22 protein-coding genes are annotated in these 20,361 nt (G+C 42.0%); 20 read left to right on the forward strand and 2 right to left on the reverse strand.

Going from position 1 to position 20,361, the window contains the following annotated elements:
- The first annotated feature begins 7 nt into the window (after positions 1–7).
- The 18 genes from fliN (at position 8) to GDK41_RS05790 (ending at position 16,201) form a co-directional block, all read left to right on the forward strand.
- Positions 8–409, forward strand: coding sequence for a flagellar motor switch protein FliN (gene fliN, locus GDK41_RS05705; protein ID WP_152085501.1), 402 nt, complete (start codon positions 8–10; stop codon positions 407–409).
- Positions 406–807: a flagellar biosynthetic protein FliO gene (fliO, locus tag GDK41_RS05710; RefSeq protein ID WP_152085502.1), complete on the forward strand. Its 402-nt coding sequence runs from the start codon at positions 406–408 to the stop codon at positions 805–807. Before fliN ends, fliO begins: the two co-directional genes overlap by 4 nt.
- Positions 800–1,540 (forward strand): flagellar type III secretion system pore protein FliP, encoded by a 741-nt coding sequence (fliP, locus tag GDK41_RS05715; protein ID WP_152085503.1) that lies wholly within the window; start codon positions 800–802, stop codon positions 1,538–1,540. The genes fliO and fliP overlap by 8 nt, the downstream gene beginning before the upstream one ends.
- A 1-nt stretch (position 1,541) precedes the next feature.
- Complete coding sequence (gene fliQ / locus GDK41_RS05720) at positions 1,542–1,811, forward strand: flagellar biosynthesis protein FliQ (protein WP_152085504.1); 270 nt, start codon at positions 1,542–1,544, stop codon at positions 1,809–1,811.
- Positions 1,812–1,813: 2 nt separating this feature from the next.
- Positions 1,814–2,593, forward strand: a complete 780-nt coding sequence (fliR, locus tag GDK41_RS05725) for a flagellar biosynthetic protein FliR (protein WP_152085505.1) — start codon at positions 1,814–1,816, stop codon at positions 2,591–2,593.
- A 3-nt stretch (positions 2,594–2,596) separates the two neighbouring features.
- A complete protein-coding gene (gene flhB / locus GDK41_RS05730; protein ID WP_152085506.1) occupies positions 2,597–3,727 on the forward strand; it encodes a flagellar biosynthesis protein FlhB in 1,131 nt (376 codons plus the stop codon).
- Between the two features lie 65 nt (positions 3,728–3,792).
- The gene (gene flhA, locus GDK41_RS05735; protein ID WP_152085507.1) at positions 3,793–5,889 is read left to right on the forward strand and encodes a flagellar biosynthesis protein FlhA; all 2,097 of its coding nucleotides are present in this window, start codon (positions 3,793–3,795) and stop codon (positions 5,887–5,889) included.
- Between the two features lie 21 nt (positions 5,890–5,910).
- Positions 5,911–7,404 carry a flagellar biosynthesis protein FlhF gene (gene flhF, locus GDK41_RS05740; protein ID WP_152085508.1) on the forward strand — a complete coding sequence of 498 codons (1,494 nt, stop codon included), beginning with the start codon at positions 5,911–5,913 and terminating at the stop codon, positions 7,402–7,404.
- Entirely contained in the window at positions 7,397–8,257 is an 861-nt protein-coding gene (locus tag GDK41_RS05745) for a MinD/ParA family ATP-binding protein (RefSeq protein WP_152085509.1), read from the forward strand. The genes flhF and GDK41_RS05745 overlap by 8 nt, the downstream gene beginning before the upstream one ends.
- A 26-nt stretch (positions 8,258–8,283) precedes the next feature.
- Positions 8,284–8,994, forward strand: a complete 711-nt coding sequence (locus tag GDK41_RS05750) for an RNA polymerase sigma factor FliA (protein WP_152087520.1) — start codon at positions 8,284–8,286, stop codon at positions 8,992–8,994.
- A 38-nt stretch (positions 8,995–9,032) separates the two neighbouring features.
- Complete coding sequence (gene cheY, locus GDK41_RS05755; protein WP_070991394.1) at positions 9,033–9,416, forward strand: chemotaxis response regulator CheY; 384 nt, start codon at positions 9,033–9,035, stop codon at positions 9,414–9,416.
- 20 nt (positions 9,417–9,436) lie between these two features.
- A complete protein-coding gene (locus GDK41_RS05760; RefSeq protein ID WP_152085510.1) occupies positions 9,437–10,219 on the forward strand; it encodes a protein phosphatase CheZ in 783 nt (260 codons plus the stop codon).
- Between the two features lie 13 nt (positions 10,220–10,232).
- The gene (locus GDK41_RS05765; RefSeq protein ID WP_152085511.1) at positions 10,233–12,443 is read left to right on the forward strand and encodes a chemotaxis protein CheA; all 2,211 of its coding nucleotides are present in this window, start codon (positions 10,233–10,235) and stop codon (positions 12,441–12,443) included.
- Between the two features lie 79 nt (positions 12,444–12,522).
- The gene (locus GDK41_RS05770; protein WP_152085512.1) at positions 12,523–13,635 is read left to right on the forward strand and encodes a protein-glutamate methylesterase/protein-glutamine glutaminase; all 1,113 of its coding nucleotides are present in this window, start codon (positions 12,523–12,525) and stop codon (positions 13,633–13,635) included.
- Positions 13,636–13,703: 68 nt separating this feature from the next.
- Positions 13,704–14,474 carry a ParA family protein gene (locus tag GDK41_RS05775; RefSeq protein ID WP_152085513.1) on the forward strand — a complete coding sequence of 257 codons (771 nt, stop codon included), beginning with the start codon at positions 13,704–13,706 and terminating at the stop codon, positions 14,472–14,474.
- 8 nt (positions 14,475–14,482) lie between these two features.
- Positions 14,483–15,253, forward strand: a complete 771-nt coding sequence (locus GDK41_RS05780) for a chemotaxis protein CheW (RefSeq protein WP_152085514.1) — start codon at positions 14,483–14,485, stop codon at positions 15,251–15,253.
- Positions 15,254–15,277: 24 nt separating this feature from the next.
- A complete protein-coding gene (locus tag GDK41_RS05785) occupies positions 15,278–15,775 on the forward strand; it encodes a chemotaxis protein CheW (protein ID WP_152085515.1) in 498 nt (165 codons plus the stop codon).
- Positions 15,776–15,778: 3 nt separating this feature from the next.
- Positions 15,779–16,201, forward strand: coding sequence for a DUF2802 domain-containing protein (locus tag GDK41_RS05790; RefSeq protein WP_442960193.1), 423 nt, complete (start codon positions 15,779–15,781; stop codon positions 16,199–16,201).
- On the opposite strand, the gene GDK41_RS05795 is transcribed toward GDK41_RS05790, so the two are convergent.
- Together GDK41_RS05795 and GDK41_RS05800 are read right to left on the reverse strand one after the other, a co-directional pair.
- On the reverse strand, positions 16,202–16,498 hold the full coding sequence (locus tag GDK41_RS05795; protein ID WP_152085517.1) for an EscU/YscU/HrcU family type III secretion system export apparatus switch protein: 297 nt from the start codon (positions 16,496–16,498) through the stop codon (positions 16,202–16,204). It lies immediately after the preceding gene.
- 8 nt (positions 16,499–16,506) lie between these two features.
- The gene (locus tag GDK41_RS05800) at positions 16,507–18,954 is read right to left on the reverse strand and encodes a hypothetical protein (protein ID WP_152085518.1); all 2,448 of its coding nucleotides are present in this window, start codon (positions 18,952–18,954) and stop codon (positions 16,507–16,509) included.
- A gap of 88 nt (positions 18,955–19,042) precedes the next feature.
- Here GDK41_RS05800 and ccmA point away from each other — a divergent pair, with 88 nt between their 5' ends.
- Positions 19,043–19,678 (forward strand): cytochrome c biogenesis heme-transporting ATPase CcmA, encoded by a 636-nt coding sequence (gene ccmA / locus GDK41_RS05805; RefSeq protein ID WP_442960194.1) that lies wholly within the window; start codon positions 19,043–19,045, stop codon positions 19,676–19,678.
- A complete protein-coding gene (gene ccmB / locus GDK41_RS05810) occupies positions 19,675–20,361 on the forward strand; it encodes a heme exporter protein CcmB (RefSeq protein ID WP_152085519.1) in 687 nt (228 codons plus the stop codon). The genes ccmA and ccmB overlap by 4 nt, the downstream gene beginning before the upstream one ends.

The following is a 20,361-nucleotide window of genomic DNA, read 5'->3' on the forward strand; positions in this document are numbered from 1 at the left end:
TGATAGTATGAGCGATGATCAAGATACAATGGATGAATGGGCAGCAGCATTGGCCGAAGCTGAAGAGTCCGATACATCAGGTGGTGAGCCAGAAGTAGCAGAGTTAGATGAACTAAAAGATTCTACTGCTAACTTGTCGCCCGACGAAAAACGTAAACTCGATACGATTTTGGATATACCGGTCACCATATCAATGGAAGTTGGTCGTTCTAAAATTAATATTCGTAACTTGTTACAGCTAAATCAGGGCTCTGTTGTAGAGTTAGATCGTGTCGCAGGGGAACCGTTAGATGTGTTAGTTAATGGTACTTTGATTGCGCACGGTGAAGTTGTTGTGGTAAACGACAAATTTGGTATTCGCTTAACTGATGTGATTAGCCAAGTCGAGCGCATAAAAAAACTACGATGAAAAAGTTATTAATAGGGCTGTGCTTGTTTGTCGCACAGCCAGTGCTCGCAAAACAGCAAGCGGTAGGGCTAAGCTCAGAATTGCTGTCGGTTGGGTTATCATTGATGCTGGTTGTTTTACTGGTTATTGGGTTGGCTATTCTAGTGAAAAAGTTTAACCCTAACATTGGTAATAACGAAGACTTTAAAGTGATAAGGAGTCTTCCTCTAGGTACCAAAGAACGTCTAATGGTTATAGAGATAGATAACAAGCAACACCTGCTTGGCGTAACTCCTCACAGTATAAATTATCTGTATCAACTCGAACTGCCGCTGGAGCAGGCCCAGATGCCCGCATTTGCAAAAGAGTTGAGTCGGTATTTAGGCAAACAAAATAAAAAGAATAATGTTCATGATTAGATTACTAGTATTGCTGATTGGTTTTGGGTTTTTCCCGTATGCAAGTGCTGAAGGTATCGAGGCCTTGAGTGTGACAACGAACCCAGACGGCTCTCAAGAGTATTCAGTGACATTGCAAGTCCTTGCAATTATGACCGCGCTGAGTTTTATACCAGCTGCAGTGATAATGATGACTTCTTTTACGCGTGTCATTGTTGTCCTAGCGATTTTAAGGCAAGCGATAGGACTGCAACAAACACCGTCAAATCAAATTTTGTTAGGTATGTCTTTGTTTATGACTTTTTTTATTATGGCCCCGATATTTAGTCAAATAAATGACAAAGCTGTACAGCCTTATTTAAATGAGCAATTAACGTCAATCCAAGCATTGCAGGAAGCTAAAGAGCCCTTGAAAACGTTTATGTTGTCACAAACGCGAATTAAGGATTTAGAAACATTCGCAAAGATTGCTGGTTACGATAAACTAGATACACCGCAAGACACTCCTTTTATCGTTATTATTCCAGCATTTGTCACCAGTGAATTGCAAACCGCTTTTATCATTGGTTTTATGTTTTTTATCCCATTCTTGATTGTTGATTTAGTTGTAGCAAGTGTGCTTATGGCGATGGGTATGATGATGCTATCGCCAATGATTGTATCGTTACCGTTTAAGATCATGTTGTTTGTATTGGTTGATGGTTGGGGACTGGTTATGGGCACACTCGCTAGAAGCTTTGGATTAGGGGTGTAGTATGGAGCCAGAGGTATTTGTCGATATTCTCAGTGACTCTTTATTTATCGTAATAAAATTAGTGGCTGCGATAGTACTGCCAGGGTTAATGGTTGGTTTAGTTGTCGCTGTTTTCCAAGCCGCAACATCCATCAACGAACAAACGTTGAGCTTTTTGCCTCGTCTTATCATTACAATTCTTGCGCTTATCGTTGGCGGTCATTGGTTTACACAAGTACTTATGGACTTTTTTACTGGTATTGTCATGCGCATACCCGAAATCGCAGGCTAGGTATGGAGTTTCCTCTCGCTATTGTCATTCAGTGGCTAAGTGATTTGTTGCTACCTTTAGTGCGCATCAGTTCGATGCTGATGGTGATGGCGGGTCTTGGAGCAAAAACAGTGCCAGCCCGAGTCAAAATGGCGTTGTCAGTGGTTATCACCTTGGCTGTTATGCCGGCGCTGCCCAAAGCGGAGTTTACAGCACTGTTTTCGTTTGAGATGGTGTTGGTCGTGATCCAGCAAATGATCATTGGCGTTTCAATTGGCTTTGCCTCGTTACTACTGTTGAATACGTTCATTATTGCGGGCCAAATCTTAGCAATGCAAACAGGTTTGGGTTTTGCGTCTGTTGTTGACCCAGCGAATGGCCTCAGCGTTCCTGCAATAGGTCAGTTTTACCTTATCTTATCTACTTTGCTATTTTTTGTTTTTAACGGTCATTTAATGATGTTACAGATGATCGTTTTTAGCTTTGAGACATTTCCAATTAATGGCCAATGGTGGGTTGTTGATAATTATTGGCAAATTGTCAACTGGGGAGGCTGGATGTTTTCTACTGCTTTAGCGTTATCTCTAGCGCCTTTAACAGCAATGTTGGTGATTAATATCTCATTCGGTATTATGACAAGGGCATCTCCACAAATGAACATTTTCTCGGTGGGCTTTGCTTTTACGTTGATAGCAGGTTTAGCTATTATTTGGGCAACGCTTGGCAATTTTATTGTTCAGTTTGAATTCCAATGGTTAAAGATGACGGAACTCATGTGTAACTTAATCGGGTGCACGGTATAGAGTATGGCAGAAGATTCAGGTCAAGAACGCACCGAGGAGCCCACGCAGAAAAAAATCAGTGAGGCGCGTAAAAAAGGTCAAATAGCCCGGTCTAAAGAACTGGGTACAACCTTTGTATTGATTTTTTCAGCGATTGCTCTGTTACTTTATGGTCCTGCCCTCGGAAAAGGGTTGTATAACATTATGGGCCGTATGTTGACATTAAACCGCAATGAAACCTATGACACCACCAAGATGTTTTCAGTGTGGGACATTGTGTTTGCGGAATTGTTATTTCCATTTTCTATGTTTGTGTTGATCATTGCACTGGCTGGGATCATCGGCAATACATTGCTCGGTGGATTTAATTTTAGCTGGCAAGCCGCTGCACCAAAGGCGAGCAAGATGTCGCCTTTGAAAGGGCTAAAGCGCATGCTTGGGCCTCAAGCTGCCATTGAACTTTTAAAGTCCATGCTCAAATTTATCCTTGTTGCTGGGTTTGCTATTTTCCTGATCAATACTTTTTTTTATGAAATACTGCATTTAAGTATCGAGTCAATACCTAACAGTGTGGTTCATGCTCTTGAAATTTTAGCTTGGATGTTTTTGGGGTTGAGTTGCACCATGATTATTATCTCTGCTATCGATGCGCCTTATCAAAGCTACAATCATCACAAACAGTTAAAAATGACTTTGCAAGAAGTAAAAGATGAATACAAAAATTCAGAGGGTGATCCGCAAATTAAAGCTCGGATCCGCCGAACGCAAAGAGAAATGTCACAACGGCGAATGATGCAAGATGTGCCTGATGCGGATGTGGTAGTTACGAACCCTACTCACTATTCAGTCGCACTGAAGTATGATACCGAAAAGGCGGGAGCACCTATGGTTATAGCCAAAGGTGTAGATGAACTTGCTATGCAAATTCGTAAAGTTGCGATTGGTAATGAAGTGCCAATTGTAGAATCACCCGCTTTAACTCGTTCCTTATATCACACCACTGAGGTCGGAGAGCAAATTCCTGATCAATTGTTTACTGCGGTTGCGCAAGTGCTGGCTTACGTTTTTCAGCTTAAACGATTTAAAAAAGGGCGTGGGCGCAGGCCAACCTCTCTAAATAAAGATCTTCCTATTCCCGATAATTTAAAGCATTAGACGATGATTTTTGGCTCATAACTTGCATTTTGAGGATAGTGTCAATATTTTGCAGTTGTTAAGTTATGGAATTTAAAGCGTTTTTATCGCAATTAAACAGAGACAAAAAAGAATATGCTAAAGGGGTAGGTACGCCGGTACTGGTTCTTGCAGCGTTAGGTATGGTTATTTTACCGTTACCTCCTTTTCTGTTAGACATTCTATTCTCTTTTAACATTGCTCTGGCATTAGTTGTTCTTTTGGTGACTGTTTACACCATGAAACCGCTAGAGTTTGGCATGTTTCCAGCTGTATTACTTATTGCAACTATTATGCGTCTTGCTTTGAACGTAGCAAGTACCCGAGTGGTGCTCTTAGAAGGGCATAATGGTGGAGATGCTGCGGGTAAAGTTATCGAGGCATTTGGCTCGGTAGTTATTGGTGGTAACTATGCTGTTGGTTTAGTGGTTTTCTTAATTCTCATTATTATCAATTTTGTAGTAATTACTAAGGGTGCTGGGCGTATTTCAGAAGTATCAGCACGTTTTACGTTAGATGCGATGCCCGGTAAGCAAATGGCAATAGATGCAGATTTGAATGCAGGCTTTATTAGTGCTGAAGACGCTAGAGCGCGCCGTGAGGAAGTTACCAGAGAAGCTGATTTTTACGGTTCAATGGATGGTGCCAGTAAGTTTGTTAAGGGCGATGCAATCGCTGGTATTGTGATTTTAGCCATCAATATCATTGGTGGTTTATTTGTTGGTATGATCCAACATGATTTGTCGTTCAGCAGAGCGATGGAAGTATATACCTTACTAACTATTGGTGATGGTTTAGTTGCTCAGCTTCCTTCGCTACTTTTATCCATTGGTACTGCGATTGTTGTTACGCGTCAAAATGAGTCTCACAACATGGGAGACCAATTTAAAACGCAGCTAGGTAATGAAAAGTCGTTATTTATTGCTTCAGGGATCTTGATTGTTATGGGAGTTGTACCAGGTATGCCCCATATTGCATTTTTAAGTTTAGGCGCATTGCTTGGTTATCTCGCTTATTTCACTCAAAAACAGAAGAAAGAAGCTGCTGAAAGTACGGCAGATCAAAGTAATAAAGGCGTTGATGTTGCGAGCAAGCAAGAGCAAAAAGAACTTGGATGGGATGATGTCCAGCCAGTGGATGTGATTGGTTTGGAAGTGGGTTATCGATTAATACCTTTAGTGGACCAATCTCAAGGTGGCGAGCTACTTAGTCGTATCAAAGGGGTGCGTAAGAAGTTATCCCAAGAACTTGGCTTTTTGATTCCACCGGTACACATTCGTGACAATTTAGAGCTAGACCCAAATGCCTATAACATTACTTTGATGGGTGTTGGTTCGGGTGAGGGGGAGCTAAAGCATGGCGATGAGCTTGCTATTAATCCAGGGCAAGTATTTGGTCCTATCAAAGGAATAGAAACAAAAGACCCTGCTTTTGGTTTAGATGCGGTATGGATAAAACCAGAGCAAAAAGATGAAGCGCACTCGTTAGGTTATACGGTTGTTGATGCGGCTACTGTGGTTGCAACACATATCAGTCAGCTATTAACGAATAATGCATCACTTTTACTTGGTCATGAAGAAGTACAAAACTTACTAGATATGTTAGCTAAGAGCCACCCACGCCTAGTTGAAGGGTTGGTGCCAGATGTTTTACCGCTTACTACGGTAGTAAAAGTATTACAAAACTTACTAAATGAAGGTGTGGCAATTCGTGATATGCGCTCCATTGTTCAGACTCTTGTTGAATATGGGCCACGTAGCCAAGACCCTGATGTATTAACGGCTGCAGTAAGAATTTCACTACGCAGATTAATAGTTCAAGATGCTGTGGGCAACGCAGATGAAATCCCTGTCATAACATTGGCGCCTGAGTTGGAACAGATGTTGCATCAGTCACTTCAGAACGCAGGTGATGAAGGGGCTGGTATCGAACCAGGTCTTGCAGAGCGACTTCAAAGTTCATTAAGAGAAGCTCATCAAACGCAAGAAATGCTTGGAGATCCTTCCATTTTATTAACCTCAGGTATGTTAAGAAGTGTGCTTTCAAGATTTGTTAAACATACGATCCCCGGCCTTCGCGTGATGTCATATCAAGAAGTGCCAGATGAAAGACAAATTAAGATTGTGAGCTCAGTTGGACAGTAATAGGATTTAAGGGGTTGTAACATGAAAATTAAACGTTTTTTTGCCAAAGATATGCGCACTGCACTTAAAGAAGTGAAAGAAGAACTGGGTGTTGATGCGGTTATTATGTCAAATAAAAAGTTGGCTGATGGCGTAGAAATTGTTGCTGCAATTGATAATGACCGTGCGCCAGCAACACCTAAACCTACTATGTCAGAGCAGCCAGAGCCGCAGTCTAAGCCTAACTCGACAGCTGCACGCTTTGTTCGCCCTCAACCCCAAACAGCGCGTCCTGAGCCTCAAGCTCAGGTAGCCGATAGCTTAGAAGCATTACTTGAGCGTCAGGCTCCTCGTCCACGCTCTCCCCAGCTGGCTTCAATGTTCTCACAATCTGGTATAGATACAGATCACGTATTCAAACAGCGTCAGCAAGCATCAGCTAGCGATAATCATCGCGAGCAATCAACCCCTAAGTTTTCACCTAACATGAATAAACAGCATGGTGCGCGCCATGAGCAACCTCGTATGGAGTCAGATTGGCAATTTGAAGATGAGCTTGAATCTGGATTTGGAGATGAAATGCATCATGGTGCTGATGAAACTAATGAGATGGTGTCTATGCGTGAAGAAATGAACGCGATTCGCCAACTGTTAGAGCACCAAGTATCAGGTTTGATGAAGCAGGAAATGGCACGCCGCGATCCAACACGAGCGTGTTTAATTGACCGATTACAAGGCATGGGTATTGACCCAGAAGTTGCGCAGCAAATGGCTTGTTTTATTCCTGATGATGTATCTAGAAAAGAAGCATGGAATGCGCTATTGAACATGGTTATTAATCAAATGCACACTACTAATAACGATATCCTTCGTCAGGGTGGTGTATACGCGTTCGTTGGCCCAACGGGTGTTGGAAAAACGACGACCGTTGCCAAGCTTGCAGCATTAGGTGCTCAAAAATTTGGCGCTGATAAAGTGGCCTTGATCACAACGGATACCTACCGTATTGGCGCATATGAACAGCTATCTACTTATGGTCGGATCATAGGGTGCCCTGTTAAACAGGTTAAAGATGCGAACGAACTTGCAGAAGTTTTGTATCACTTACGTAATAAACGACTAATATTAATAGATACAGCTGGTATGAGCCAAAGAGATTTGCGTTTAACTGAGCAATTAAATACTTTGATGAGAAGTACTCGGGTTGATATTCGCAGTTACCTTGTATTAAGTGCAACATCGCAAATGCATGTGTTGCAAGAAACTGTACGCCACTTCCAAAAGGTAAATTTAAGTGGATGTATCTTTACTAAACTTGATGAATGTCTAAGTTTAGGTGAGATTATTAGCATAGCGATTCAAAATCGCTTGCCAATAGGGTATCTTACCAATGGTCAGCGAGTTCCTGAGGATATTCGCGTTGCAAATGCTCAAAAGTTAGTCAAAAAAGCTGAGCAATTGTATTTAAAAAGAATAAAAGCACAACATTCGAGACCTGTAGCAGTAGCGTCTCAGACAGTAGGAATGTATGATTAATACAGTATTAGATCAAGCAAGTGGCCTGCGTAAAATGAGTCAAAATAGTAATCACGGTGTTAAAGTTATCGCGGTAACAGGTGGAAAAGGTGGAGTTGGCAAAACCAATGTGTCTTTGAACACCGCAATAGCACTTGGCCAGCAGGGAAACCGCGTGTTGGTACTCGATGCCGATTTGGGTTTGGCTAATTGTGATGTTATGTTGGGCCTTAGGGTTGAGAAAAACCTTTCACATGTGCTTTCAGGTGAGTGTGAATTAGATGAAATTTTAGTGGAAGGCCCAGCTGGAATCAAAATTGTTCCAGCTACGTCTGGTTCGCAAAGCATGGTTGAGCTAACACCAGCTGAGCACGCAGGATTGATTAGAGCGTTCAGTGAACTCAATACCGAATTTGACATACTGATTGTAGACACCGCTGCGGGCATCTCAGATATGGTACTTAGTTTTTCTCGTGCCGCCCAAGATGTGGTTGTTGTGGTTTGTGATGAGCCAACCTCCATTACTGATGCCTATGCATTAATCAAAGTGCTTAGTAGAGAGCACGGGGTTTATAAATTTAAAATTGTTGCCAATATGGTGCGCAGTTTACGCGAAGGACAAGAATTGTTTGCTAAGCTCTCAAAGGTGACGGATAGGTTTTTAGATGTAGCGCTTGAGCTTGTCGCAACAATACCGTTTGATGAAAACATGCGAAAGTCTTCAAGACGTCAGAAAACAATTGTTGAGTTATTTCCTAACTCACCAGCAGCGGTGGCTTTTAGAGGCCTTGCAAGCAAAGCCGTAAAATGGCCTATCCCACATCAACCCTCGGGTCATTTAGAGTTTTTTATTGAACAACTTGTCAATGGTTAATTATGGCATCATCGGTGAGTAAAGCCATGGGGTATCAGACATCTGATAATATACACAAAGTGGTGGAACGTCATGCATCACTTGTCAAAAAAGTGGCGTGTCATTTATTGGCGCGTTTACCTGCCAATATTCAACTAGATGATTTGGTACAGTCTGGCATGATCGGGCTAATCGAAGCGACAAAGAATTTTGATGCCTCGAAAGGTGCTAGTTTTGAAACATTTGCGGGTATCCGGATACGCGGTGCAATGTTGGATGAAATTCGCAGAGGAGACTGGGCTCCCCGCTCAGTGCACCGCAAAAGCAGAATGGTTGCCGAAGCCATTGCAGAGCTTGAGTCTATCCTTAATAGAGAACCAAAAGACACTGAAATTGCTGAAAAACTTGATATTACGCTAGATGAGTACCATCATATTCTTAGTGATGTTAATTGCAGTAAAGTCATAGGTATAGAAGATTTAGGTGTAGATGAAGATGTCATTTCGCCTGCAGACAATGATTTATCGCTAGACAAACCATTTAATAACGTTAAAAATGAACGCTTTAACGAATCGTTAGTGGCAGCGATAAAATCTTTGCCAGAAAGAGACGCCCTAGTGTTGTCGCTTTATTACAACGATGAAATGAATTTAAAAGAAATCGGGCAAATACTAGATGTAAGTGAATCTCGTGTTAGCCAAATTCATGGGCAGGCAATGATAAGGCTAAGAGCTAAAATCAATGACTGGGTCAATTAGAGTAAAAATAATAGGTTCAAACCTCACTGGAGGATGTTTTGGATAAAAACATGAAAATTCTCGTGGTTGATGATTTTTCTACAATGAGGAGAATAATCAAAAACCTGCTTAGAGATTTAGGCTTTACCAATGTACAAGAAGCTGACGATGGTAGTACTGCGCTTCCAATGCTACAAAATCAAGAGTTTGATTTTGTGGTCACTGATTGGAATATGCCTGGCATGCAAGGTATAGATTTGCTCAGAGCAATTAGGGCGGATGAAAACCTTAAGCACATCCCAGTGTTAATGGTGACAGCGGAAGCCAAGAAAGAGCAAATTGTAGCAGCAGCGCAAGCTGGGGTTAACGGTTATATCGTCAAACCTTTTACTGCAGGAACACTAAAAACTAAGTTAGAAAAAGTGTTTGAACGTTTAGGCTAAGAACTAAGAAGGAGAGGCTAATGTCAACGCCTTCTGTGCCGCAGATCAGCCTTGAACAGGCGAAACAGCTTGTTGCTTATTTAGAACAAGGCGAACAAGAAAAAGCAGATCAATTAATTTTAGAAGCTGCGAACAAAGAGCAATCAGAGTTGTTTGCAGAGGTCGGTAAGTTAACACGACAGCTGCATGAATCTTTGAAAAACTTTGAACTCGATACGCGTCTTGCTGATTTGACGACTGAAGCCCTTCCTGATGCAAAGCAACGTTTAAATTATGTCATGGAAATGACAGAAAACGCTGCAAATAAAACGATGGATGCCGTAGAGGCAAGCTTGCCTTTGGCCCAACAGTTAGCGGATGACCTGTCAAGCATAAAACCAACTTGGGATCGTCTCATGAGACGTGATATCCAACTAGGTGAATTTAAATCTCTATGTCATGATTTAGATAAGTTTATGCAAGGGTCTCAAACGCGAACAGATGAGTTACAAAGCTTGATGACGAACGTGTTGATGGCGCAAGACTATCAAGACTTAACAGGGCAAGTGATCCGTCGAGTGATCGAGCTGGTTAGAGAAGTTGAAGATAGCCTTATCAATTTGTTGACCGTATTTGGCACGTCAGACGAACTACCCAGCAAAAACAAACAAGTTCAAAGCAATGTTAGTTCGCAAAATGATGTTGATGTTGACGTTAATGAAATCTCGGGGCCAGAAGGTCCAATTATTGATGCAGATCAGCGAGATGATGTTGTGTCTGGTCAAGATGAAGTTGATGATTTGCTATCAAGTTTAGGCTTCTAATAGGAGAGTATGCATGAGCTTTGAAGTCGATGAAGATATCCTACAAGACTTTCTCGTAGAAGCCGGGGAAATTCTAGAGCTGCTGTCGGAGCAGCTTGTTGAGTTGGAAAATAACCCTGAAGATAAAGACCTACTGAATGCAATTTTTAGAGGTTTCCATACTGTAAAGGGTGGTGCTGGCTTTTTAAGTATGACTGAGTTGGTCGATGCCTGTCATGGTGCCGAAAACGTTTTTGATGTATTACGCCAAGGACAGCGAAAAGTCACTTCAGAGCTGATGGATGTTATTCTCCAATCGCTTGATACTATCAATGAAATGTTCGGCCATATTCAAAACCGTGAACAACCGGAGCCAGCAGATCCTGCTCTTCTTGAAACATTACACCAGCTTAGTAAACCTCAGTCAGAGGATGAAGTCATAGACTTACCGGATGTAGCTGAACCAGAGGTACCGGTATCAGAAAGCCCTAGCCAGTCAGAAATGATTGATGCAGATGATGTTTTGTTTGATATTGATTCAGCGGGTGATGGTACTGAGCAAGATGGTGGTATTGATGAAATAACTGAAGATGAATTTGAAAGCTTGTTAGATGAGCTACATGGAACTGGAAACGGCCCAGCTAAGGCGGCAAAGGAACCACAAGCTAGCGATTCGCAAAGTGATGGTGATATCACAGATGATGAATTTGACAGCTTGCTTGATGAACTTCATGGTGTAGGCAGTTTTGGTACCATTAAGAAAGATGACTCACCAGCACCTGCCCAGGCATCGAGTGAAGCTGCTTCGAACTCTTCGACAGATTCCGATGACGAAATTAATGACGACGAGTTTGAAGCTTTGCTTGATGAGTTACACGGAAAAGGCAGTGCGCCTCGTTCGGTTGAAACGAATCAAGATAAACCAAAGCAAGCAGCATCTCCTCAGCCTGCAAAGCCAGTTGAGGCGCCAAAGCCACCTCCGGCTGCTAAAGCGCCATCACCAGCGCCAGCATCCAAAACGCCTGTATCAGAGCCTGCAGCGGCTCCACCAGCTGCGAAAAAGGCACCTGCACCTCAAGCTGAAACAACTGTTCGAGTGGATACCAAACGACTTGATCAGATTATGAATATGGTTGGTGAGTTAGTATTAGTTAGAAACAGGTTGGTTAGCCTAGCCAACAACACCAACAGTGAGGCAATGGGTAAGGCAATATCAAATCTTGATGTTGTTACGGCAGATTTGCAGGGTGCAGTAATGAAAACCCGGATGCAGCCAATTAAGAAGGTTTTTGGTCGTTTTCCTCGAGTCGTGAGAGATTTGGCAAGAAGCCTTAAAAAAGATATCAACTTAGTTTTGGAAGGTGAAGAGACAGATTTAGATAAGAATCTTGTTGAGGCTCTTGCTGATCCGCTTGTTCACCTTGTTCGAAACTCTGTTGATCATGGTATAGAAATGCCAGATGTACGTGAAGCTGCAGGAAAAATCCGTACAGGTACGGTCACATTAGCAGCCTCGCAAGAGGGCGATCATATCTTGTTGACTATCAGAGATGATGGTGCAGGTATGGACCCTGAAAAACTTAAGAAGATTGCGATAAACAAAGGTGTAATTGACTCTGATCAGGCTAGTAGACTGTCAGATACAGAAGCTTATAACCTCATATTTGCACCAGGATTTTCGACTAAAGAGGAAATCTCAGACATATCTGGTCGTGGTGTGGGCATGGATGTTGTGAAGACAAAAATCACTCAGCTTAATGGTTCCATTAATATTCAGTCTGAGCTGGGTGTGGGAACTGTACTAGAGATTAAAGTACCACTGACACTGGCTATCTTACCGACATTAATGGTTGTGGTTGGTCAACAAACATTTGCTCTGCCTTTGGCAGGTGTAAGCGAAATCTTCCATTTAGATTTAACTAAAACCAACATTGTTGATGGGCAATTAACCATCATTGTTCGTGAAAAAGCGATACCCCTATTCTATTTAGAGCATTGGCTGGTTAAAGGCGCTGATAGAAGTACTCGTAAAGCTGAAGGGCATGTTGTTATTGTGCAAATTGGAACTAAACAAGTTGGTTTTGTTGTTGATTCATTAATTGGTCAAGAAGAAGTTGTTATCAAGCCCCTTGATGCGTTGCTACAGGGTACACCAGGTATGGCTGGTGCGACCATTACATCAGATGGTGGTATTGCCCTTATATTGGATGTACCTAATATGCTTAAGTATTATGCGGGCAAATAACGTTATTAATTTTAGCCTGATAGACACAGTGGTGCCTTGCGCACCACTTTTTAGATCTGAATTTTAAACGAGCGTGCCAATGGCAGTTAAAGTATTAGTTGTAGATGATTCGAGCTTTTTTAGACGTAGAGTCAGCGAAATTCTTGAATTGGATAGTGACATCAAAGTAATCGACTTTGCCGTTAATGGTAAAGAGGCTGTGGAGAAAGCGGCATCTTTGAAGCCTGACGTGATCACTATGGATGTGGAAATGCCCGTGCTAGATGGTATTAGCGCGGTAAAGCAGATAATGGCATCTAATCCAACACCAATATTGATGTTTTCGTCTTTAACTAGAGAGGGGGCAAGTGCCACCCTAGATGCGCTCGATGCAGGTGCTTTGGATTTTTTACCTAAAAAGTTTGAAGATATTGCTCGCAATAGTGATGACGCGATAAAGTCTTTACAGACAAAAGTAAAGGAAATCGGTCGTCGAAGATTGTCAAGGTTCTCAACTATTGCGCCAACTCGACAATCGACAAGACCTGCTGCCGGTAGTAAAACAAGTATAAGTCAACCCGATAGAACCTTTCAGCGTGCAGGGGCGTTAAGTACCTCTGGCAGTACTGCTAAGGCATCTGGTAAAAAGTATCAATTAGTCGCAATTGGTACTTCAACAGGTGGGCCTGTTGCTTTACAAACTATCTTGACACAGTTACCTGCAAATTTCCCATATCCCATTTTACTGATTCAGCATATGCCTGCGGCATTTACACCTGCATTTGCCAGTCGCTTAAACAGCCTTTGTAAAATACGAGTAAAAGAAGCACAACAGGGGGACAGGCTCGAAGCAGGGGTTGCCTATCTAGCTCCCGGTGGACAACAAATGATGGTTGAATCTCGTGGCACCCTCAAAGTTTTTGAAGATGACAGCCCGCGTATCACTTATAAGCCGAGTGTGGATGTTACTTTTGCCAGTGCTGCAAAGGCTTATCAAGGTGATGTATTGGCTGTTGTACTCACTGGTATGGGGGCCGATGGACGAGATGGCGCTCGCATGCTTAAGCAAGCTGGTGCAACTATTTGGGCACAAGACGAAAAAACATGTGTCGTTTATGGTATGCCTCAAGCAATTGCTAATGCAGGCTTAGCCAGTGAGCACATAGCGCTACCTGATGTAGCTGTGCGTATAACTAAAGAGGTAGGTTGTTAACTATTAGCACTTTAATGCCTAAAAACAATAATAACAACAAGCTCATAATCTGGAGATAGCATTAGGTCGTGAAAATTTGGACAGTAGCAAACCAAAAAGGCGGAGTAGGGAAAACCACTACGACAGTGAGTTTAGGGGGGATATTAGCACTACAAGGTAAACGAGTATTGCTTATCGATACCGACCCGCATGCTTCATTGACCTATTATTTTGGCATTGACTCTGAAGAATTAGAGATCAGTGTTTATGATATTTTTGCACGTGGTAGTGCAATGCAAGGTGAAGAGATTTTGCAAGCACTTTGCCCGTCAACCATTGATAATTTAGATATTTTGCCCGCAACGATGGCAATTGCCACATTAGATAGAAGCTTGGGAAACCGAGCTGGTATGGGGCTGGTATTAAAGAAGGCTTTGGAAAAAATAAGTGAACATTATGACTATGCAATATTAGACTGCCCGCCTGTGCTTGGTGTGCTCATGGTTAATGCTCTGGCTGCGAGTGAGAGAATTCTGATCCCCGTGCAAACAGAGTTCTTGGCGCTAAAAGGGTTGGATAGAATGATGCGTACGATGGAATTAATGCAAAGTTCGCAATCGAAGAAATATCAATATACCATAATACCAACAATGTACGATAAACGTACCAAAGCATCTTTAGAAGCATATAAAACTTTGTTGACGACTTATAAAAATTACGTATGGCCAGGTGTAATCCCTGTTGACACTAAGTTTCGAGACGCGAGTTTGGCACAAAAGGTGCCTATAGAATACTGTCCTAAATCAAGGGGCGTATTTGCTTATCGCGCACTACTAGATTATTTGTTGCAGGTCAAATAGAGGTATAAATGAGTAAACATTTGTTTGCTAATGAAAAAGTAATGAAGCAGTATCTTGGGGCGCTACTTTCAGAGGAAGAGCCTGAAGATAAATCATTGCTGCCTGTAGCCAAATTACTAGAACAGGTGTCTGATGTTTCTGAATTAAAACAAGCTGAGCCGAAAAAAGTTGCGCAGACCCAAGAGGCTGAAAAGGTCAAAGCTGACTTTGTTGAAGAGCAGGAAATCCCTGAAGAACAAACAAAAAATCTTGAGATAACAGAAAATAATACTATTATCAAAGAAACAGCCGAAGCTTTAAATCAATTAGTTAGCGCGAAAGAAGCTTATGGTGAAAATGAATTCCAAGCGTTATTTTTTGAAGTGGCTGGTTTAACGCTTGCAGTACCTTTAAAGTCTCTGGGTGGTATTCATCAGCTTGGTGAAGTTAACCAGTTGTTTGGCAAACCAAAGTGGTTCAAAGGCGTGATGTTAAATCGCGACGAAAAGTTAAACGTTGTTGATACTGCTCGTTGGGTTATGCCTGAAAAGTATACTGCAGAATTGGAAGCTGGCCTCAATTATCAGTATTTAATCACTTTAGGTGATAGCCCATGGGGATTGTTGGCGGAAAACTTGGTAAATAACATTACTTTACAGCCTGATGATGTAAAATGGCGAACAGGTGATGGTAAAAGACCATGGCTAGCTGGCGTAATAAAAGAAAAAATGTGCGCTTTGATTGATGTAGAAAACTTAAACCGCTTGCTTGAGCAAGGCCTCGATAGTCGAGAGCAGTAAACAAGATCTTTTTGGAGTTAAACCATGAGCCAAGATAGACTACTTTCCGCAGACAAAAATGCCGATAGTAATGATGAAGTTCTTCAATGGGTGACCTATAAACTCGAGGATGAAACTTACGGTATTAATGTAATGCAGGTACAAGAGGTATTGCGTTATACAGAAATTGCACCCGTTCCAGGCGCACCCGCATATGTTTTAGGAATAATCAATCTGCGTGGTAACGTTGTAACAGTTATAGATACGCGTGCTCGCTTTGGGTTGGTCAGCTCGGAAGTAACCGATAACTCTCGTATCGTTATAATTGAAGCTGAAAAGCAGGTTATTGGTATTTTAGTTGATAGTGTTGCTGAAGTAGTTTACCTGCGAAGTTCTGAGATAGACAGCGCGCCGAATATTGGTACTGAGGAGAGCGCAAAATTCATCCAAGGCGTATCTAATCGTGAAGGTGAGCTGCTTATTTTGGTTGATTTGAATAAGCTGCTCAGTGATGACGAGTGGGATGAGTTGAGTCACATATAAACTGTGGAAGTTGTAAACAATAATCTGGTTTTACTGGTAGTAATAGCTTCTTGCTTACTAACTTTGGTCTGCTTAGGGCTGGTATTTATGCTAAGCAAGCGTTTAGGTATTAGCCATCAAGAGATCCACTCCCTTAAGCATAAAGTTAAGGATGCTCATGATCAAACAGCCATTTTGCGCAGTGAAGTGGCTGAAGTAAGAAGTAGCTTGATGAACATAGGTAAACGTCTTGTTGCCTGTGAAAATTATGCAAAAGATATTGCGCAGCAGCAGGCTGCCCAAAAGTATGATGATCCAGACGCAAAAATTTACTCCCGAGCAGTTAAAATGATTGAGCTTGGCGCAGACTTAGAAGAAATAATGCGCGAGTGTGAGCTACCTCGTGCAGAGGCCGAGCTACTGATGTCTTTACATCAAAAGTCTTAACTAGGCTTTGATATCAAGTTTACTGCTAAAGCCTTTCCAGCCTGGTGGAAATTTCCCACGCAAGACATATGAAAACGCAATAAGCTCTGCTATTACATAGTAGAGCTCTTTTGGGATCTCTTGATGCAAATCTAATTGGCTGAGCGTGCTTGCTAGCTGGGCATCTTCATGGATCATGATGCCTTTTTCTTTAGCTAGTTTGATCACTTCATCAGCCAGCTCGCCAAAACCTTTACATGCAACATGCGGTGAGCTTCCTGCCTCATATAATAATCCGATTGCGGTTTTTTGCTCCATGTTCGCTCCTAGACTTTAATGTTAACAATAGCGTGTTGCTCGTAAAAAGTATGAAGTTGCTGTTCATCCTCAGTGAGTGTGATCTCGTTTACTTGCAGACCATGGGCGCACAATTTTCTGCGCAAAGCGTCCAAGTGGGGTTTCGCTAAGTCGCAAATTTGTGTGCTATTTCCGATTATTTCACATTCCAGCGCTTTGTCCATTAGCTCAGCATGAGCACTAAGCTTACCAAGGTGAGCATAGTCAAAATTTAGGCGAACAAACCAAACTGTTTTTTCTGGCATTTTAGCTTTAGCTGGCTTTTTATAGTTGCCAATTTGCAATTCTGTCTGCTTACATTCAGCTGGTACTTTCATTGGCATCAGCAGACTTAGTAAAAGCTGTGTTTCGCTGTCTACTTTTTGAGGGCTAGTTTGTGTTACTTGTACGCTGGTTGAAAAATTATTTTGCAGTTGTGACAACTCACTCAGCAAGTTGGTATTTAGTTGTTGAAGGTGAGGTAACAATTGCTTCGCAGATACATTTTTTGCGCTGGGTAGTAAGGTCTCTAATAATGCGCTTAAGCGTTGCGACGGCTCATTTCCATCGATGTTTGAGGCGCCTGTGATAGCCTTAGGGGAGGCCAGTAGAGTCACCAATAGCTTATCGAGTGCTTGAGTGAAGTTATTGCTTACTAAAGTAGGAGCTGAAGCAGAGTGTGCAGGAACCAAGCCTGGTATTAGAGTGTTTATTTCGCTGGCTATCAGGCTCGCTGATACATTATTGGCATCTATCATTCGGCTAAACGCTTGATTGACCAGTTTTGTCATATCGATAGACTGCGGATGTTTATACTGACTAAATTTTACAATCTTTTCAGTGATTATATGGCTGTTTGATGGCTTTTTTACATCAACGGCAGGTTGCTCACCGAGCTTCAGTAGTGGACCCAACAAAGCGCGCTCAATAGGCAAGCTGGTTTTAAAAAGGTTGTCAGCTTGCGGCATAGGTAATAGCTTACTCGCTGTGCTCTGAGTGAGAGGTGTTACTAAGTTGCTTGGGATTTGCTGTTTATCAACAAATTTGTGCGGTGAAGTATTAGTCGTGTGAGCAACCTGCTGGGCCTCTTTGGGCTTTGTTAAAGTATCCATGAATTGTGATTGGAACTTTTGAGGTTTCGCTACATCACCTTTAGGCACAGCCTCGAACTTATGAGCTTTTATTAAAGTAGCGGCGAACTCGGGTTGCACTTTTTGTGATTTGACCGCACCTTCTTTAAGTTCAGTGGGCTGAGAAGTATTAGCGGCATCGTTGCGATTAATTGGCAATTCGGATAATGCTGTTTTTATTTGTGCAATAAGTTTTACGATGGGTGGTAAATCTTGGCGCAGCTGTGGTTTTAGCATTAAAGGAAGGTCAATTTGCTTAACCAAACTCTGAACAGTATTTTGCGTATTAATAGAGAGCTGATTGGTGGTCGCAATAGGTTGTTTAAATGGCTTAGTAAGCCACTGGTTTATTGCTTGTTCAACCGCTTTTTTAATATCTTGAAATGTTATATTAAATATTGGTTTTGCATAGTTTAAAGTATTTAATTTGTGCGTAGGTGGTGCCGACTTTTGTTGTGCATCAAACTGAGGTATTTGGTCAAATTTACCTTTTATGGATTGCTTTAAATCGACGCTATATTGCTCAGTCAAAGTTTTTATTTGCACACCTTGAATACTACTTTGAAGTTTTGCACTTTGCCATTTCGCTGGGCCGCTTTGAGGCTGACTAATTAAATTATTGAGTGTGACCGATAGCGGTTTTTGCGGTGCAGAAAATTTGATCTGAATCGCGTGTTTGTCTATGTATAACAGCGGGCCCTTTCCCTGCGTTGCCAGTTGTTCGGCAATTTTTTGCTTACTTAATACACTGCTAAATAGTTGATCGGCGAATCCATTAACCAGTTTGAGTTGCACCTTGTTTGGCGTCGCCTGTAACTGGGCAATTAGCTTATGCTCATCTTTAAGGATTTTGGCAAGTGAAGGGTCTAACGCTAATTTGATGCCTATTTGCTCAAGTAGAAGCTGCGGATTGCTGCCGGAAATGACCCGAGCTTGTGTCGATAACCCCGTTTGTGCACTCCCAAGCTTTAAAAGCGTCAGTAAAGAAAGTAGCTCATTAGGCGCCTTAATATTGACGACTTGATCGGCACTTTTTATGCTCAGTGATTGGCCGTTATCACTGAGGGTAACAATGGCTTCATTTAATCGTAATGGGGCTAAATTGCTTTCTTTTGTCGCCAAACGAATTGTTTGCCAGCGACCGTCAATTTCTACCTCCATCTGCAACGAACCCGGTTTGATTTGCACGTTATGCGCAACAAACTGACTAGGCTGTTTACTTAGCTCAGTATTTGTTCGGCCTTCGTTTAAAACTGAGTTTGTATCAGTTGTTGTCGAATATTGAATAGAAATCGGTGGCTTATTCATTATTTTAAATCAAATTTCCGCTAATCGGTCGCAAGGCATTATTCGTATTACCATACCATTATGGTAGACTAACGCCCAATTTTGGGTAATGAGAATAACCAATTTGCTAGAGATTAAATCTGTTACTTGTACAAAACAAGAGCGCTGTCTGTTTGAATCGCTGAGCTTTTCTTTGCAAGCTGGGCAGATCATGCAAATTGAAGGCCCAAATGGCGCAGGCAAGACCTCGTTGCTAAGGATCATTGCTGGATTTGCTCGACCAGATGAAGGTGATATTCATTTTGAAGGCAAATCAATCAGTCAAAATTATGATGAATTTGCTGCGCAGTTACTCTTTATAGGTCACAAAACGGGAGTTAATGGCCAGCTTAGTGCCCATGAAAATGTGTGTCATTGGCTGCGTGTTCACGGCTGCAAAGTAGATGCACAAGCATACGACTTGTTAGCTGACCTTGGTCTGGTTGGTCTTGAGGATGTTCCGGTTAGAACACTTTCAGCAGGACAGCAACGTAGGGTTGCTTTGGTCCGATTATGGCTTAATAACGCAAAGTTGTGGATCTTGGATGAGCCATTTACTGCGTTAGATAAAAAAGGGGTGGCCTTGTTACAAGCTCAATTTAAAAGACACCTAGAACACGGTGGTGCTATTTTATTAACTACCCACCAAGATCTCACCACTCATTTTGACGCGCTCAAAACGCTTGTCTTGGAGTATCAATTTTGATGACTCAACACTCCTACTGGCAACTATTTATTAGTGTTTATCGAAAAGACATAACATTGTCGTTTCGCCAACGCTCGGAAATTGTTAATCCGCTGCTATTTTTTTTAATTGTTATTACTTTGTTCCCATTGGCAATCGGGCCAGAGCCTGCGTTGCTAACACGAATGGCTCCGGGGATTATTTGGGTCGCAGCATTGTTATCTACTATGTTAGGGCTGGATAAGTTGTTTAGAGACGATTTTAATGATGGCTCATTGGAGCAGTTAATTGCTTCTCCTTACCCTTTGCCTTTATCGGTATTGGCAAAAGTATCAGCCCACTGGACTACAACGGGGTTACCCATGGTTATTATGGCGCCCATGTTTGCGTTATTAATGAATTTAGAAGCTCAGGCGCTTGGCGCAACGGTGCTTACCTTACTTATTGGTACACCGTTATTAAGCTTTATTGGAGCTATTGGCGCCGCGCTTACTGTAGGATTACAAAAAGGGGGAATTTTAATGAGTCTGCTAGTATTACCCCTTTATATCCCAGTCTTAATTTTTGCTACCTCCGCTATTGACACAAGCAGCATGGCTTTGGCTTATGGTGGACAGCTAGCAATCCTTGGTGCCATGTTGGCGTTAGCCTGTGTATGTGCACCAATTGCGATATCTTCAGCTTTAAAAGTGAGTGTAAGTTAA

Source organism: Pseudoalteromonas sp. A25, from assembly GCF_009176705.1.
Lineage (GTDB): Bacteria > Pseudomonadota > Gammaproteobacteria > Enterobacterales > Alteromonadaceae > Pseudoalteromonas.

What these genes read in the sequence shown, in the direction of transcription:
- fliN (WP_152085501.1), top strand. Translation starts at nt 8, where the DNA reads ATGAGCGATGATCAAGATACAATGGATGAATGGGCAGCAGCATTGGCC.
- fliO (WP_152085502.1), top strand. Translation starts at nt 406, where the DNA reads ATGAAAAAGTTATTAATAGGGCTGTGCTTGTTTGTCGCACAGCCAGTG.
- fliP (WP_152085503.1), top strand. Translation starts at nt 800, where the DNA reads ATGATTAGATTACTAGTATTGCTGATTGGTTTTGGGTTTTTCCCGTAT.
- fliQ (WP_152085504.1), top strand. Translation starts at nt 1,542, where the DNA reads ATGGAGCCAGAGGTATTTGTCGATATTCTCAGTGACTCTTTATTTATC.
- fliR (WP_152085505.1), top strand. Translation starts at nt 1,814, where the DNA reads ATGGAGTTTCCTCTCGCTATTGTCATTCAGTGGCTAAGTGATTTGTTG.
- flhB (WP_152085506.1), top strand. Translation starts at nt 2,597, where the DNA reads ATGGCAGAAGATTCAGGTCAAGAACGCACCGAGGAGCCCACGCAGAAA.
- flhA (WP_152085507.1), top strand. Translation starts at nt 3,793, where the DNA reads ATGGAATTTAAAGCGTTTTTATCGCAATTAAACAGAGACAAAAAAGAA.
- flhF (WP_152085508.1), top strand. Translation starts at nt 5,911, where the DNA reads ATGAAAATTAAACGTTTTTTTGCCAAAGATATGCGCACTGCACTTAAA.
- GDK41_RS05745 (WP_152085509.1), top strand. Translation starts at nt 7,397, where the DNA reads ATGATTAATACAGTATTAGATCAAGCAAGTGGCCTGCGTAAAATGAGT.
- GDK41_RS05750 (WP_152087520.1), top strand. Translation starts at nt 8,284, where the DNA reads ATGGGGTATCAGACATCTGATAATATACACAAAGTGGTGGAACGTCAT.
- GDK41_RS05760 (WP_152085510.1), top strand. Translation starts at nt 9,437, where the DNA reads ATGTCAACGCCTTCTGTGCCGCAGATCAGCCTTGAACAGGCGAAACAG.
- GDK41_RS05765 (WP_152085511.1), top strand. Translation starts at nt 10,233, where the DNA reads ATGAGCTTTGAAGTCGATGAAGATATCCTACAAGACTTTCTCGTAGAA.
- GDK41_RS05770 (WP_152085512.1), top strand. Translation starts at nt 12,523, where the DNA reads ATGGCAGTTAAAGTATTAGTTGTAGATGATTCGAGCTTTTTTAGACGT.
- GDK41_RS05780 (WP_152085514.1), top strand. Translation starts at nt 14,483, where the DNA reads ATGAGTAAACATTTGTTTGCTAATGAAAAAGTAATGAAGCAGTATCTT.
- GDK41_RS05785 (WP_152085515.1), top strand. Translation starts at nt 15,278, where the DNA reads ATGAGCCAAGATAGACTACTTTCCGCAGACAAAAATGCCGATAGTAAT.
- GDK41_RS05795 (WP_152085517.1), bottom strand. Translation starts at nt 16,498, where the DNA reads ATGGAGCAAAAAACCGCAATCGGATTATTATATGAGGCAGGAAGCTCA.
- GDK41_RS05800 (WP_152085518.1), bottom strand. Translation starts at nt 18,954, where the DNA reads ATGAATAAGCCACCGATTTCTATTCAATATTCGACAACAACTGATACA.
- ccmA (WP_442960194.1), top strand. Translation starts at nt 19,043, where the DNA reads ATGAGAATAACCAATTTGCTAGAGATTAAATCTGTTACTTGTACAAAA.